The organism is Streptomyces carpinensis (genome assembly GCF_002154505.1).
GTDB classification, from domain to species: Bacteria; Actinomycetota; Actinomycetes; order Streptomycetales; family Streptomycetaceae; genus Streptomyces; species Streptomyces carpinensis.
Genome location: NZ_MUBM01000275.1, coordinates 1 through 13723 on the forward strand (window position 1 = coordinate 1; position 13723 = coordinate 13723).

Here is a 13723-nt window from a genome sequence, read left to right on the forward strand (position 1 = left end):
GGTGGACGCGGCCGAGTCCGCGGTGGCCGCGGCCGACCGGGACGCGGCGAGCGACGCCGACCGCTGAGGCCGCCGGCCGGACGGGGAGACCGCGCGCGGGAACCGCGTCGGCGCTTCCCGCCGCGCCCGGTGTCACCCTCGGTCCGGCGTCACCCGCGCTCCCCGCCCGGCACCCACAGCACGTCCCCGGTCTCCTTGTTCGCCGTCCGCGCCAGGATGAACAGCAGGTCCGACAGGCGGTTGAGGTAGGTGGCGGTGAGCGGGTTCATCACCTCGCCGTGCACTTCCAGGGCGGCCCAGGTCGACCGCTCGGCCCGGCGGACCACCGTGCACGCCTGGTGCAGCAGGGCCGCGCCGGGAGTGCCCCCGGGGAGGATGAACGAGCGGAGTTTGTCCAGCTCGGCGTTGAAGCGGTCGCAGTCCGCCTCCAGCCGGTCGACGTAGAACTGCTCGACCCGCAGCGGCGGGAACTCCGGGTTCTCCACCACCGGCGTGGACAGGTCCGCACCCACGTCGAACAGGTCGTTCTGGACGCGGGTGAGGACCTTGACGATCTCCTCGTCGAGGCCGCCCAGCGCGATCGCCGTGCCGATCACCGCGTTAGCCTCGTTGGCGTCGGCGTACGCGGCGATGCGCAGATCGGTCTTGGCGACCCGGCTCATGTCTCCGAGGGCGGTGGTGCCCTGGTCGCCGGTCTTGGTGTAGATGCGCGTCAGATTGACCATGTGGCCAGCGTAGTTACGCCCCGGCCGTACGGCACGCCGGTGTGCCCACGGTCACGGCGCCCCCGTGGCCTGCGTCTCACCGTTCCGTGAACTCGCACCAGACCACCTTGCCGGGGCTGCGCCCCGCCCACCTCCGGCTCCCCGGCGTCCGGCCGCGGGACGGCCGGCACACCGTCCCCGCTGTCGTGGACCTCGACGCGCAGGCCGCCGCCGTCGTACGGCAGCAGCCGCAGCAGGAAGTACGTCGAACCGCTCACGTGGTGAAAGGAGTCTGGTTTCGCCGTTCACCGGACGAGGGTCACGCTCCGTGGTCATCATGGAGCAGTGCGCGCATCCGTACAGCCGCTCTGCACGGATGTGCGACAGCGAACGTACGCACGGTGGTGGGGAGTTCGACCGTATGGGCACCACGACACGGCCCCGGTCCAGGGCGCGCAGGAACGCCTCGGCGATGAAGATGGTGGGCGCGCTGCTCGCCGTCTTCCGCGAGGCCGCCGGGTACACGCAGCGGTCGCTGGCCGAGCGGTTCGTCGTCGGCGAGCAGCAGATCGCGTCGATCGAGCAGGGCAGACGGCCCCTGAAGCCGGACCTCGCGGAGCGTCTCGACGAACTCCTCGACACCAAAGGGGCGTTGAGCGAGGCGCTGAAGTACATGCCGGAGGTGGATCTCGTTCCATTGTGGGCGGAGGAGTATCTGGACCGGGAGCGGGAGGCTGTTGCGATCTCGTCATACGAGAACCAGGTGCTGCCTGGTCTGCTGCAGACGGAGGCGTATGCGTGGGCTGTTTTCCGCAGCCGCGTCCCGGTCTACGACGAGGACACGATTGCGCGGTTGGTGGCGACACGCATCGAACGTCAAGCGATCCTGCATCGCAAGGAGCCGCCGATCACGTCTTTCGTGGTCTGGGAGCCGGTGGTGCGGGCCCCGCTCGGGGGCCGAGAGGTCTGGACTGAGCAGGTGCGGCGCCTGCGTGCATGCTCCGAACTCCCGGGCCTCATGGTCCAAGTCCTGCCCCTGGCGCGCACCACCCACGCGGGGCTCGCTGGTCCCTTTGTCCTGTTGGAGACACCCGAACACCAGCGGCTCGCCTACACGGAGGGCCATCGCGGCAGCCAACTGATCACCGATCCGAACGAGGTGGCGATCCTCAACCAGAAGTGTGCGATGCTGCGGTCACAGGCCCTCACCCCCGAGGACACGAGGGACTTGTTGGACCGTCTCCTGGGAGGGGCATGAACGGCACGGCACATGAGTGGTTCAAGTCCAGCCACAGCAGCGACGAAGGCGGCAACTGCCTCGAAGTAGCCGTCCACCCCGCCGCCGTCCACCTCCGTGACTCCAAGAACCCGGCGGGCCCGCACCTCACCGTCGCGCCGGCCGCCTGGGCGGCGTTCCTGGGGCTGGCCGGACGGCCGGAGTAGTCGGCTCCGGCCGTACAGGCCCGTCAGCCGATGGCGATGCGAGGGTGGGCGCCGGGCTGGATCCAGCCCATGATCTGGTCCATGGTGGCCCTCGGCACCGACACGCACCCGGCGGTCGCGCCTGACCCCTTGACATGCAGGAAGATACCGGCCCCGCGACCGGGCGTGGCGGGCCACCGGTTGAAGTTGACGACGAGGGCCTTGGCGTACTGGGTGGGGTAGTCGATCAGGTGTTCGCTGCCCCGGTCGCCGGCCTCGGTGAGCGGAAAGTCCGCGCCCGCCTCGCCGTGCATGCTGTTGTAGTACTTCGACTCCGGGTCCTCCACCCACCAGTCGTCGGAGCCGACCTTGTGGTACGGCATGCTCGTACCGCTCGACTCCACACCGAAGCCCTCGGTGATCGTGTACGTCCCCGAGGGTGTCGTGTACGTCCCCTGTCGCCGGGTCGCCCCGTTCGTCACACCGTTGGACCCGACGCGTCCGGCGCTCGTGCTGAACTGCGACTGCCACCCGGCCGAGCTCTTGGCCCAGGTGGTGACCGTGGCGTACGAGCCGCTCGCCTTCACCGTGATCACCTGCGTGGCGTCGCCGACCTCGACGGGGACGGGAAAGTCCGGAGCACTGCTCCCGCCCGAGCCCTGCCCGGTACCGCTCCCGGAGCTGCTCCCAGATCCGCCCGCCGTTCCGGCGGCTTCCGTCCCACTGTCACTGCCACTGTCACTGCCACCGCCCGCCTTCCCGGAGCCCGCGGCGCCGGACGCGCTCGTGCTCGGAGAGGCGCTGCCGTTCGCCTTGGCAGAGGCGGAGGCCGAAGCGGGGGCGGAAACGGACGCGGACGCCGACGCGCTCGGAGAGCCACTCGCCGAAGTACTCGCGTCGGCCGAGTCGTCCTGCACGTCCGCCGCCACCTGTTCGGCTCCGGCGCCGCCGTCCTCCTTCCCGCATCCGGAGGCGACGAGCAGTGCCCCTCCGACGGCCGCGGCGACGACGAACCGACGGGAACGTACGGACAGCGCAGAGAATTCGGGCAGCACGAAGGAACCCTTCGTCGGGAACGGGAACGGGAACGGGAACGAGCACGGGCGAGGGCGCACGACCAGAACACACTGGCGCAGAGGCCCCACAGGCCCCGCGAAACCGGGCCGGTTACACAGCAGCGGAGCACTCGACTGCCATCCTGGGAACAATTCGGACGAAGGGCGCCCAGGGCGGGTGCGTGGCGCAGTCTCGGGTGACGGCCGCGTTCCGGTCGGGGCGGCATGCCGGCGCAGGTGGCGTGGCGGCGGCACGGGTGGCGACGGTTTGTGCTCATACGTCCGAGAGCTCGTGCTCGCGTCCGCGGTTGATGTATAACCGGGCCGCCATCGAACCCGTCTCCGTCGAAGGGTCGCTTCGTGCTGTCCGGGATACGTCTTCGCTCGAGTGGACACCGCGCCGTCGTCGTCATGTCGGTCGCGGTCGCCGTGGCCGTCTCCGGATGTTCCGCGAACCACGGCACCGACAAGCCCGCGAGGGACCACACGTCCTCGGGGACGACGAAGGCGCGGCCCGAGCCGAAGAGCACGTCGCACGCGGCCGAGCCGGCGTCGAAGCCGCACACCGCCGCGCAGTTCGTCGCCCGGGCCCGGCAGGCCATGGGTGCCGAGAAGGGGTGGACGTTCGCCCTGAGCGGCAGCGAGTCCGCCGTGATGCGGGGGCAGGCGCCGTCCAGCGCCACGTACGCCGCGACCGTGCACCGCACCACCGCCCCCGAGGCACTGGAGCAGACCGGCACGATCACCACCGGCAAGGGGGAGCGCAAGCCCGAGGCGGTGTATGTCGTCGGCGGCACGGGCTATGTCAAGGAAGGCGCCGGCGCGTGGAAGAAGGGACCGCTGACCGATACCGAGATCGCCGACGACGTCGAGGATCCGGTGGCCGAGCTGGCCGCGTTCGCGACGTACGCCAAGAGCGCGAAGGTGACCGGCGCGGGCGGCGGCGACGTGCGGCTCCAGGTCACCGCTTCCGGCTGGCAGTTGTCCGCCGCCCGTAGCCGTCCCGCGCTGAAGAAGGCGGTGCGGGAGGTGGAGCCCACACTGGCTCAGCTGCGCAAGGCGGGGGTGAGGGCGACCGACGGTCAGATCACCCTCCGGAGCTTCAGCGAGACGTGGGACCTGGACGCGGCGCACGGGTATCGCATCACGTCGCACCGGTACGCCTTCACGTTCCTCGTGCCGTTCCAGGGTGGAGACATCACGGTGAGCCAGGAGGTACGGGCGGAGAACCGTGGCGTGTTCACCGGCAGCGTGACATTGCCGAGCGGCGTGGGGTGACGACCGGCTTCGGTTCTCGTGCCGCGACCCGCGAAGACCGCCGGAACCTTCGGCGACAGCTGACGTTCCAGACGCACGAGCCGCGCAAAGGTTGTGACCCTTGAGCGAGATTCCCGTGTGACAATCGGCATGCCTGTGACCCGTGTTACCACGGGTGCGAGATCCGCTGGGGCCTATGGGGGCCGCTCGGTGCCCCCCGGGGCCGAGCGAAGGGGCGGTGTCTCATGGGCGGGGCGGACGAGCGCGTGCCGGACGCGAGCGGGATGCGGGCGTACGCGGCGGCCTTCGTCGCGCGGGCGACGGCACGCAACCGGTTGCCGCTGGACTACTCGGTGGCCAGTCTGCGGCTGGTCGACTTCCTGGTCGACGGGTTGCGCAAGGGGGGCGCCGACCGGGAACGGGCGCGCGAGCCGCTGTTCGCACTGGGCGCGTACGTCGGTGAGGTGCTCGTGCGCCGCGCCGGGGCGGTGTGGGTGGACCTCGACGCCGCGCAGCGCGCCTGCTTCGGCCAGCCGGTCGGCGTGCGGATGCCGGACGGGCGGGTCTGGAATCCGCTCGGCAAGGTACGCAACCGCTTCGAAGTGGGCGGACCGGACGAGTCGTTGCAGACGTTCTGGCTGCGGCTGCACGGACGGACCCGGCGCGAGGCCGCCTGATTCCCCCGGCTTTGCGCTGACCGCTGTGGCGGTCGACCTGTCCGAGCCCCGGTCCACGTGACGGGCGTCTCACGCCGTGAGACGTGAAACGCGTTACTAACTCCGCCGCGGCGCCCTTCCCGAGCGCTAGTGTCCGCCCAAGAGGCATACGTGAACAGTGGGTCCGGCCTCAACCGCGGGCAAGTCCTCGCGGAGTCGGTTCGTGCAGTCGTTTCAAAGGGGAGTCGTCAGTGGCACGGAAGCTCGCCGTCATCGGGGCCGGTCTCATGGGATCCGGTATCGCCCAGGTCTCCGCACAGGCCGGCTGGGACGTCGTTCTGCGGGACGTCACCGACGAGGCGCTCAGGCGTGGCACCGACGGCATCAAGGCCTCGTACGACAAGTTCGTCTCCAAGGGCAAGCTGGAGGCCGCCGACGCCGAGTCCGCGCTCGCCCGCATCACCGCGACCACCGACCTGGACGCGGCGGCCGACGCCGACGTCGTCGTCGAAGCGGTCTTCGAGAAGCTCGAGGTCAAGCACGAGATCTTCCGTACGCTCGACAAACTGGTCCGCGAGGACACGGTGCTCGCCTCCAACACCTCCGCCATCCCGATCACCAAGATCGCGGCCGTGACGGAGCGCCCGGAGCGGGTCGTCGGCGTGCACTTCTTCTCGCCGGTGCCGATGATGCAGCTCGTCGAGCTCGTCCGCGGCTACAAGACCAGCGACCAAACCCTCGCCACCGCACGGGAGTTCGCCGAGTCCGTCGGCAAGACCTGCATCGTCGTCAACCGCGACGTGGCCGGATTCGTCACCACCCGGCTCATCTCCGCCCTCGTCGTCGAGGCGACCAAGCTGTACGAGTCGGGCGTCGCCACCGCCGAGGACATCGACCTCGCCTGCAAGCTGGGCTTCGGCCACGCCATGGGCCCGCTCGCCACCGCGGACCTCACCGGCGTCGACATCCTGCTGCACGCCACCAGCAACATCTACACCGAGACCCAGGACGAGAAGTTCGCCCCGCCGGAGCTGATGCGCCGGATGGTTGACGCCGGTGACATCGGCCGCAAGAGCGGGCAGGGCTTCTACAAGCACTAAGCCCCGTCCGGACCGCACAGCGGCCACGCGGCTCACCCGTCAGGGTGAATTCGGTATCGGTTCGCCAACAAGCAGCAACCGCACCGCCACAGAAGCAGTCAGACGTTGCACAGCCAACCGTCAAACGGAGCACGCCACCGCATTCACGGGGAGCACATATGTACATCAGGGGCGACCACGCCGAAGTGGTCGTCGGGGGCCGCCTCGACGTCCGCAGCGCGGCGGACGCCCGTACGGTCCTGCACTCGGCCGTGGACGACGGTGTCGGCGACCTGGTCCTCGACCTGTCCGAGCTCGACTCCTGGGACGCCACCGGCCTCGGCGTGATCATGGGTGTCCACCGGCGTGCCGGCCGCTGCGGCCGGCGGCTGGTGCTGCGCGACGTACCGCCGCAGATGCAGCGCCTGCTGGTGGCCACCCGGCTGCACCGCATCCTCGCCATCGAGGGCGGCATCGGCGTGGAGTCCCTGCCCCGCGTCTGAGGCGCGTCGGCCCCGGGGCAGAGTGCAGGGGCGTACGGGTGGGGACCCGGCGACGCACGAGACCGGGCGGACCGCACCGAAACGCGCGACGGGCGCAATCCTCACGAGACTGTGACGTCCCGGGCGGCCCGGCACCCCGGGCTGTCGGAGATACTGTGCGAAGGTTTAGGGTTCGGTCGCCCGCTGCCTCGCGACCCTCGAGCGGGCCCGGACCAGAAGCGACAGCGTGGTGTGCGGCAAGGCCGGGGGTGGGCTGAGTCGCCGGACTCCGCCCAGCACACAAGACGCTTTTGGGGGCTTGGAACCTATGGAACCCATGGACCCGAACGACCGGGAACCCGAGGGCATGGGCCATGACGGCGACGGCCACGCGCCGGGCCGGCGGCCCCCCAGGGACTCCCTCGCATCCGACTTCACACCGCACACGCCGGCACCGGCCCGCACGGTGCAACTGGTCACCGGTGATTTCCTGCTCACCGTCAACCCCGTCGACGGCAGCGAGATAGAGGCCTGCCCGCCCGGAGAGCGCCCGGGCCGGGCGTCCAGGCACACGGCGGCCGAGCGCGCCGAAGCCGACCGCGCGGCCAGGCCGCCCGTCCCGTCCGGCCCCGCCCCGTCCGCGCAGCCGCTGCTGGAGCGCCGGGACGAACGCGAGCGGCTGGTACGGCTGCTCGCCCGCGGCCGTTCCGTGCGCCTGACCGGACCCGCCGGCTCCGGCCGCACCAGCCTCCTCGACCTCGTCGCCGAGGACTGCGCGGACCTCGCACCCGACGGCGTCGTCCGCCTCACCGGTCACCGTCGCACGGTCACGGACCTGCTGTACGACCTCTTCCACGCCGTGTACAGCGCGCCCCGGCACCGCCCGGACCGGGACGAACTGCTCGGCTACGTCCAGGAGATCGGTGCGGTCGTCGTCCTGGACGACATCGAGTTCGGCGGCAGCGCCCTCGACGAACTCCTCGACGCCACCCCCGAGTGCGCCTTCCTGATCGCCGTCACCCCCGACGTGCCGGCGCCGTCCGCCGAGTCCGCCGTCGAGGAGGTCTTCCTCGGCGGCCTCGACCGGGCCGGCGGCGTCGAGGTCATCGAGCGCGGCGTCGGCCGGGTGCTCACCGAGGAGGAGGCCAACTGGGCCGGCGACCTCTGGTTCGAGTCCGAGGGCCTGCCCCTGCGCTTCGTCCAGGCCGGAGCCCTGCTGCGGCAGCACGACCGGCTGCGGGCCGGCACCAACGCCGTCGAGGAGTTCGGCGTCTTCGCGGACGCCCCGCCCACGGACACCCCGCTCGACGACGGCGACGCCGTCGACGTGCCCCTGCCCTCGCTCGGCGAGGCCGCCGCGCCCGCCCCGCTGCTCGCCTCCCGGCTCAGCGCCTCAGCGCGCGCCACCCTGCGCTACGCCGTCGCGCTCGGTGGCGAGGTGCCCCACCAGGCCCATCTGCCCGCGCTGGTCGGCGACACCCACGCCGACGCCGCACTGGGCGAGCTGGCCGCCTGCGGCCTGGTCACCCCGGTCGGCTCCCGCTACCGGCTCGCCGCCGGGGTCCTCACCCAGCTCGAGGCCGCCGGATACGGCGACGACGCCGAGGAACAGGCCCGCACCGCCGCCCGGCACTACACCTGGTGGGCCGGCCACCCCTCGGTCACGCCCGAGCGGGTCGGCGCCGAGGCGGACGCCGTGCTCGCCGCGCTGGCCTTGCTCGTCCCCACCACCACGCCCCCCGCCGAGGGCGAGGAGAGCATCGCCGTAAAGCTCGCCCGCACCGCCGCCCCCGCGTTCGCCGCGGGCCTCAACTGGAGCGCCTGGGAACGGGCCCTGCGCTTCGGCGTGGAGGCATCCCGGCTCTCCGGCGAGGTCGCCGAACAGGCCTACTTCCACCACGAACTGGGCATCCTCGCGCTCTGCGGCGGCCTGCTGGACCGGGCCCGCGCGGAACTGGAGGCCTCCATCGGGCTACGCGGCGCACTCGCCGACAAACGCGGCACCGTCGCCGGCCGCCGCGCCCTCGCCCTGGTCGCCGACCGCTCCGGCACGACCCCGGGCCCGGCCGCCCTGCCGCACCTCGGCGCGATGGCCGGGGAGGAGGTGCCCGACGCCCGCACCGAGGAGTCGGCCTCGCCGCCCGGTGGCGTCCCCGCTCCCTTCCCGGCGCTCCAGCGGCCCGGCGACGACACCACCGCGCTGGTCACCTACCAGGCCGCGGGCTCGGCCTCCGGCTCGTACGCCTCCGCACCGGACGCCCCGGCCAAGCACCGCATCGGCATCAAGGGCCTGGCCCGGCGCAACCTGGTGGCGGTGGGCGCGGGCGCGCTGCTCGCGGCCGTCCTCGGCACGGTGGTCACGCTCGGCGCCACCTCCCACAACGACGCCAACGACCCCTCCGACAACGTCGGCGTCAACCCGTCCGCCAGCCAGGGCACGGACGACGGCGGCCTGAACGCCGACACACCGCCGCAGGGCGGCGGCGCCACCGGCGGCACGGGCACGGGCCACGGCACCCCGGGAGCCACCAGCCGCCCCACGGATCCGGGCCCCGACGGCAGCTACGGCACGTCGGACGACCCGACTCCGCCGGCCGACACCACCCAGCCGTCGGACGACCCGACCGGGACGAAGAAGCCGGGCACCGGGGGCACGTCGAGCAGGCCGCCGAAGTCGCCGACTCCGACGCGGTCGCACCCCCCGAAGCCGCCCACGTCGACGCCGCCGACGTCCACGCCGCCGACCTCGGAACCCCCCACGTCGACGCCGCCGGAGTCCACTGCGCCGACCTCGACTCCGCCGACCTCACCGGACACCTCCGACTCGGCCAGTGGGTCCGCCTCCACCCGCACCGCCACCTCCAGCGCCCCCGCCACCTCCAGCGGCTCGGCGGGCGCCCCCACGAGCGACGGCGCGGGATCGGGTTCCCCGAGCAGCAGCGGGGACGCGGTCATCTGAGGTTCCCCGGGTCACCGGGCACGACGAGGGGGCCCCGCCCGTGTCACACGGGCGAGGCCCCCTCGGTGCCGTGCGTCGGCCGTACCGCCGCTCTCAGAACAGCCGCAGCTTGTCGTCCTCGATGCCGCGCATAGCGTCGTAGTCCAGCACCTGGCAGCCGATGCCGCGGTCGGTCGCCAGGACCCGGGCCTGCGGCTTGATCTCCTGGGCGGCGAAGATGCCGCGCACCGGGGCGAGGTGCGGGTCGCGGTTCAGCAGCTCCAGATAGCGGGTGAGCTGCTCCACCCCGTCGATCTCGCCGCGCCGCTTGATCTCCACGGCGACGGTCTGTCCCTCGCCGTCCCGGCACAGGATGTCCACCGGGCCGATGGCCGTCATGTACTCGCGCCGGATGAGCGTGTAGCCCTCGCCGAGCGTCTCGATGCGGTCCGCGAGCAGCTCCTGCAGGTGCGCCTCCACACCGTCCTTGATCAGCCCCGGATCCACGCCGAGTTCGTGCGAGGAGTCGTGCAGTATCTCCTCCATCGTGATGATGAGCTTCTCGCCCGCCTTGTTGACGACGGTCCACACGCCCTCCTCGTCGCCCGTGCCTTCCTTCAGCGTGCACGGCGGCGACATCCAGTTCAGGGGCTTGTAGGCGCGGTCGTCCGCGTGGATCGAGACGCTGCCGTCCGCCTTGACCAGGATCAGACGGGGCGCTGACGGGAGGTGGGCGGTGAGCCGGCCCGCGTAGTCGACGGAGCACCGGGCAATGACGAGACGCATGGTCGGCAACGCTACTCGACGCACCGCGCCGCGCGCGATTCGGCTGCCGGAGCCCCCTGCCCGGCGGTTGACCGGTCCCCTGTGGGCCGTCCCATTTTTCCCTGGATCATCCGTGTTCACTTGTGGCCGATTGTGTGCCCAACCCGCCCTGTCTGTACGTGCATTCGCCTGGTGGGCCCTCGTTTCGTTGCCTACCGTAGAGAACGGGAGGTCGCGATGTGTGTACTCACCGTGTTCGGTATCGCGGACTCCCTTATCTGTCCGGCAACCCCTGCTCATCGGGGGTGCGAGAGGAGAACCCATGTCGCTCGACGTCTCACCGGCCCTACTCGACCAGGCCGAGCGAGGCGAGGTCGACGAAGCTGCCTTCGTCGACTGCGTCCGGACCTCCCTGCCCTACGCATGGGAGATGATCAGCTCCCTGGTGGCCCAGCTGAAGGTGGACGGCGGAGAGTTCGCCGACAACCAGACGCCCCCGCCGGACGAGCAGGCACGCGGTCAGCTGCTGCGTGCGCTTGCGAGTGACGCGATACGCGGCGCGCTGCAGCGGCACTTCGGTGTGCGACTGGCCTTCCAGAACTGCCACCGGGTGGCGGTCTTCCCGCTGGACGCCTCGGCCGACGAGAGGCTGGCCAGGTTCACGTCGGTGCGCGCTCAGCTGCTCAACCAGTCGCCGGAGCTCAGGGACTGCTGACGGGGCAGTCGCCTGCTTGCCGCTCCGCACGCGGGAGGTGCATTCAGTGCCGGGGCGGCAAGCCTCCGGGGACGGCCGGCCAGGGCTCTAGCCGAGGTGGGGGAGCACCTCGGCGCCGAGCCGTCGTACGTTCTCCTCGGTCGCCGCGAGATCGCCCGAGCCCTCGACGAGCAGGGCGAACCGGGAGATGCCGGTCCGCTCGGCGGTCGCCGCGAGCCGGTCGGCGCACAGTCGCGGGGTGCCGACGGGGTGCAGCCCGCAGAGCAGCTCGGTGTAGGCCAGCGGATCGCGCATGCGGCGGGTGCGGCCGTCGACCGTGACATGTGCGTCCAGGCCCTGTTTCAGCCAGCCCGGCATCGCCTTCAGCAGGGTCTCGACCGCGTCCGTGCGCCGGTCCGCGATCTGGCAGACGCCCGCCGAGACGTGCCCGGCGCCCCGGATCTCCTCGCCGGACCGTCCGGCCGCCCGCGCCCAGCGCTGCCACTGGGAGATCATCTCGGCCTTCTCCTCGTCGCCGACGTGCATCCCGAGAAGCATGGGCAGCCCGCGCTCGGCGGCCAGCCGCACGCTCGCCGGGGAGGTGCAGGCGACGACGACCTCGGGGCCGGGGAGCTCGTGCAGCGCCTCCGACGGGCGGGGCACCACGGGGACCTGGCGGAAGCTGAATCGTTCCCCCGAGGCCGACACCGACGCATCGCGCAGCCAGCGGACCAGCAGATCGAGTGATTCCGGGAACCCCTTCTCGTAGGCTTCGAGGCCCGTTCCGAAGACCTCGAGGTCGACCCACGGCCCGCCGCGTCCCACGCCCAGGGAGAACCGGCCGCCGCTCGTGACGTGCAGCAGCGCGGCCTGTTCGCCGAGCGCGACCGGGTGGACGGTGGGCAGCACGCTGACCGCCGTCCCCACCCTCAGGCGGCGGGTGCGGCCGAGCAGCAGCGCGGCCAGGGTGATGGCCGACGGGCACGTCCCGTACGGTACGAAGTGGTGCTCGGCCAGCCAGACCGCGTCCAGCCCCGCCTCCTCGGCCACCTCGGCGGTACGGACCGCGCGGTGCAGTGCCTCCCCTTGGCCCTGTCCCGGGAACTGGGCGGCCAACACGAAACTTCCTACACGCATTGCTTCTTCCTGCTTCCTCGGCTCCGACACGGAGCTCCCCCACTGGGCATAACCCCACGACACGTGCCGAGGACACGGCATGGCGAAGGGATTTCCGGATTGTCTGCGGAATCGGACACCCAGGAGGGGGACTTGTGGGGGTTGGTCGGGTATTCGGTTCCGGACGTGTACCCCTGTCGGCGCCGCGTAGGCTGGGGAAGAACCCGTCCCCCGCAGAACCCGGTGAGGTGTCCCGTGTCCCCGCGTCGCAACCGCCCCAAGGGTGCCGGCTCGTCCGGCCGGAGCGCCGAGGACGACGCAGCGAGCCGTTACGGCGGCTGGCAGTCCACGGAGAGCTGGCAGGGCGAGGAGTGGAGCGTGCGCCATGTCGCGGGCGCCAGCGCGGCCGGCAAGACCTACCGCTGCCCGGGTTGCGACCAGATGATCGGCTCGGGCGTCCCGCACGTGGTGGCCTGGCCCGAGCACGCCGGGGTGGACGACCGCCGGCACTGGCACAAGGCGTGCTGGAACGCCAAGGACCGCCGCACCACGCGGGTGCAGCGGTCCCGTAATGCGCCCAGGTTCTAGGGACTCGAGTCCTCTCGCCTCACACGTCCCGCTGTTGCAGCAGCGCCCAGGCACCGGCGCCGGCGGCGACCGTCACGCCCAGGATGATCCACAGCGGGTCCCAGCCGGAAGGACCGGAACTGGTGAGGGAGTTGGAGTAGAACACGCTCAACTGGTTCGGGATGGAGTACTCGAACAGGGCGGTGCGCACCTTCTCCAGCGACTGCGTGAACATGAACAGCGCGATGACCAGCGGGGCGAGGACGACACCGATCATGATGGTGATGCCGCCCGCCGAGTGCCGCAGCATCGAGCCGACGAGCAGGGAGACCAGGCCGAGCAGGGCCATGTAGAGGCTGACGCCGACCGTGCCCTTGAACCACTCCGCGCCGGAGGGCTGCCGGGCGCCGCTGCCGTCGATCATGGCCATCTGCATGAAGGCGACCAGCGCGGTGCACACCAGGGTGATCGTGAAGGCCAGCAGGAAGAACACCAGGGCCTTCGCCGCGAGCACGCGGCCCCGGCTGGGGCACGCCGTCATCGTCGTGCGGATCATGCCGGTGCCGTACTCCGATGCCGTGGTCAGCACGCCGAGCGTGATGACGCAGATGCTGCCCAGCAGCAGCCCGAAGAACCCCAGCGACAGCGGGTTCTCCTCACCGGAGAGGTTCGACGAGGAGTTGGCGATCACCAGGCCGGTCAGCAGCCCGATCCCGAGCACGATCAGGACGAACACACCGAGCGTCCACATCGTGGAGCGCACCGACTTGATCTTCGTCCACTCCGACGCGAGGGCGTGCCCCAGGTGGGTGCGGACGACGGGGATCGGCGAGGTGTAACCGGGGTACGGGCCACCGGCCGCCGCCTCCCAGGCGGGCGGCGCGGCCTGCGGCATCGGAGTCTGCGGCGTGCTCATCGGGCGTCCTCGGACTTGGTGGTGTCGACTGCGGGGGCGGGGGCGGCGGCTGCCTCCGGCGCAGGGGAGGCG

The 13723-nt window shown here is 71.5% G+C and carries 15 protein-coding genes; 9 read left to right on the plus strand and 6 right to left on the minus strand.

The annotated features are described in order from the left end of the window. Nucleotides 1-149: 149 nt before the first annotated feature. Nucleotides 150-725, minus strand: coding sequence for a cob(I)yrinic acid a,c-diamide adenosyltransferase (locus BZY54_RS32970; RefSeq protein WP_086728993.1), 576 nt, complete (start codon nt 723-725; stop codon nt 150-152). Continuing rightward, the gene (locus tag BZY54_RS55655; RefSeq protein WP_425276340.1) at nt 713-982 is read right to left on the minus strand and encodes a hypothetical protein; all 270 of its coding nucleotides are present in this window, start codon (nt 980-982) and stop codon (nt 713-715) included. Before BZY54_RS55655 ends, BZY54_RS32970 begins: the two co-directional genes overlap by 13 nt. A 143-nt stretch (nt 983-1125) precedes the next feature. Between BZY54_RS55655 and BZY54_RS32980 the strand changes: the two genes are divergently transcribed. Continuing rightward, on the plus strand, nt 1126-1962 hold the full coding sequence (locus BZY54_RS32980) for a helix-turn-helix domain-containing protein (RefSeq protein WP_167414111.1): 837 nt from the start codon (nt 1126-1128) through the stop codon (nt 1960-1962). Further along, a complete protein-coding gene (locus tag BZY54_RS32985; RefSeq protein WP_086728995.1) occupies nt 1959-2147 on the plus strand; it encodes a DUF397 domain-containing protein in 189 nt (62 codons plus the stop codon). Before BZY54_RS32980 ends, BZY54_RS32985 begins: the two co-directional genes overlap by 4 nt. A 23-nt stretch (nt 2148-2170) precedes the next feature. On the opposite strand, the gene BZY54_RS32990 is transcribed toward BZY54_RS32985, so the two are convergent. Further along, a complete protein-coding gene (locus tag BZY54_RS32990; RefSeq protein ID WP_086728996.1) occupies nt 2171-3181 on the minus strand; it encodes a L,D-transpeptidase family protein in 1011 nt (336 codons plus the stop codon). 411 nt (nt 3182-3592) lie between these two features. Between BZY54_RS32990 and BZY54_RS32995 the strand changes: the two genes are divergently transcribed. The 5 genes from BZY54_RS32995 (at nt 3593) to BZY54_RS33015 (ending at nt 9614) form a co-directional block, all read left to right on the plus strand. Next, entirely contained in the window at nt 3593-4459 is an 867-nt protein-coding gene (locus tag BZY54_RS32995; protein ID WP_086728997.1) for a hypothetical protein, read from the plus strand. A gap of 224 nt (nt 4460-4683) precedes the next feature. After that, the gene (locus BZY54_RS33000) at nt 4684-5115 is read left to right on the plus strand and encodes a hypothetical protein (RefSeq protein ID WP_244217463.1); all 432 of its coding nucleotides are present in this window, start codon (nt 4684-4686) and stop codon (nt 5113-5115) included. Between the two features lie 230 nt (nt 5116-5345). Continuing rightward, on the plus strand, nt 5346-6194 hold the full coding sequence (locus tag BZY54_RS33005; protein ID WP_086728998.1) for a 3-hydroxyacyl-CoA dehydrogenase family protein: 849 nt from the start codon (nt 5346-5348) through the stop codon (nt 6192-6194). Nucleotides 6195-6352: 158 nt separating this feature from the next. Next, complete coding sequence (locus tag BZY54_RS33010) at nt 6353-6676, plus strand: STAS domain-containing protein (protein WP_086728999.1); 324 nt, start codon at nt 6353-6355, stop codon at nt 6674-6676. A gap of 316 nt (nt 6677-6992) precedes the next feature. Further along, nucleotides 6993-9614 (plus strand): ATP-binding protein, encoded by a 2622-nt coding sequence (locus BZY54_RS33015; protein ID WP_086729000.1) that lies wholly within the window; start codon nt 6993-6995, stop codon nt 9612-9614. A gap of 93 nt (nt 9615-9707) precedes the next feature. On the opposite strand, the gene nucS is transcribed toward BZY54_RS33015, so the two are convergent. Continuing rightward, nucleotides 9708-10379: an endonuclease NucS gene (nucS, locus tag BZY54_RS33020; protein WP_086729001.1), complete on the minus strand. Its 672-nt coding sequence runs from the start codon at nt 10377-10379 to the stop codon at nt 9708-9710. A gap of 301 nt (nt 10380-10680) precedes the next feature. Between nucS and BZY54_RS33025 the strand changes: the two genes are divergently transcribed. Beyond that, nucleotides 10681-11073 carry an SCO5389 family protein gene (locus BZY54_RS33025; protein ID WP_086729002.1) on the plus strand — a complete coding sequence of 131 codons (393 nt, stop codon included), beginning with the start codon at nt 10681-10683 and terminating at the stop codon, nt 11071-11073. An 87-nt stretch (nt 11074-11160) separates the two neighbouring features. Here the strand turns inward: BZY54_RS33025 and BZY54_RS33030 are convergent, their stop codons facing one another. Then, the gene (locus tag BZY54_RS33030) at nt 11161-12189 is read right to left on the minus strand and encodes an LLM class flavin-dependent oxidoreductase (protein WP_086729003.1); all 1029 of its coding nucleotides are present in this window, start codon (nt 12187-12189) and stop codon (nt 11161-11163) included. Between the two features lie 234 nt (nt 12190-12423). Between BZY54_RS33030 and BZY54_RS33035 the strand changes: the two genes are divergently transcribed. Continuing rightward, entirely contained in the window at nt 12424-12756 is a 333-nt protein-coding gene (locus BZY54_RS33035) for an ATP/GTP-binding protein (protein ID WP_086729004.1), read from the plus strand. Nucleotides 12757-12775: 19 nt separating this feature from the next. Here BZY54_RS33035 and BZY54_RS33040 read toward each other — a convergent pair whose 3' ends face one another. Beyond that, nucleotides 12776-13651, minus strand: a complete 876-nt coding sequence (locus tag BZY54_RS33040) for an ABC transporter permease (protein ID WP_086729005.1) — start codon at nt 13649-13651, stop codon at nt 12776-12778. Between the last annotated feature and the right edge of the window lie 72 nt (nt 13652-13723).

Bases quoted from the DNA above. Each gene is read 5' to 3' on its own strand.
- nucS (WP_086729001.1), bottom strand. From the start codon at position 10,379: ATGCGTCTCGTCATTGCCCGGTGCTCCGTCGACTACGCGGGCCGGCTC.
- BZY54_RS33025 (WP_086729002.1), top strand. From the start codon at position 10,681: ATGTCGCTCGACGTCTCACCGGCCCTACTCGACCAGGCCGAGCGAGGC.
- BZY54_RS33030 (WP_086729003.1), bottom strand. From the start codon at position 12,189: ATGCGTGTAGGAAGTTTCGTGTTGGCCGCCCAGTTCCCGGGACAGGGC.
- BZY54_RS32985 (WP_086728995.1), top strand. From the start codon at position 1,959: ATGAACGGCACGGCACATGAGTGGTTCAAGTCCAGCCACAGCAGCGAC.
- BZY54_RS32970 (WP_086728993.1), bottom strand. From the start codon at position 725: ATGGTCAATCTGACGCGCATCTACACCAAGACCGGCGACCAGGGCACC.
- BZY54_RS33000 (WP_244217463.1), top strand. From the start codon at position 4,684: ATGGGCGGGGCGGACGAGCGCGTGCCGGACGCGAGCGGGATGCGGGCG.
- BZY54_RS32980 (WP_167414111.1), top strand. From the start codon at position 1,126: ATGGGCACCACGACACGGCCCCGGTCCAGGGCGCGCAGGAACGCCTCG.
- BZY54_RS32995 (WP_086728997.1), top strand. From the start codon at position 3,593: ATGTCGGTCGCGGTCGCCGTGGCCGTCTCCGGATGTTCCGCGAACCAC.
- BZY54_RS33010 (WP_086728999.1), top strand. From the start codon at position 6,353: ATGTACATCAGGGGCGACCACGCCGAAGTGGTCGTCGGGGGCCGCCTC.
- BZY54_RS33040 (WP_086729005.1), bottom strand. From the start codon at position 13,651: ATGAGCACGCCGCAGACTCCGATGCCGCAGGCCGCGCCGCCCGCCTGG.
- BZY54_RS33015 (WP_086729000.1), top strand. From the start codon at position 6,993: ATGGACCCGAACGACCGGGAACCCGAGGGCATGGGCCATGACGGCGAC.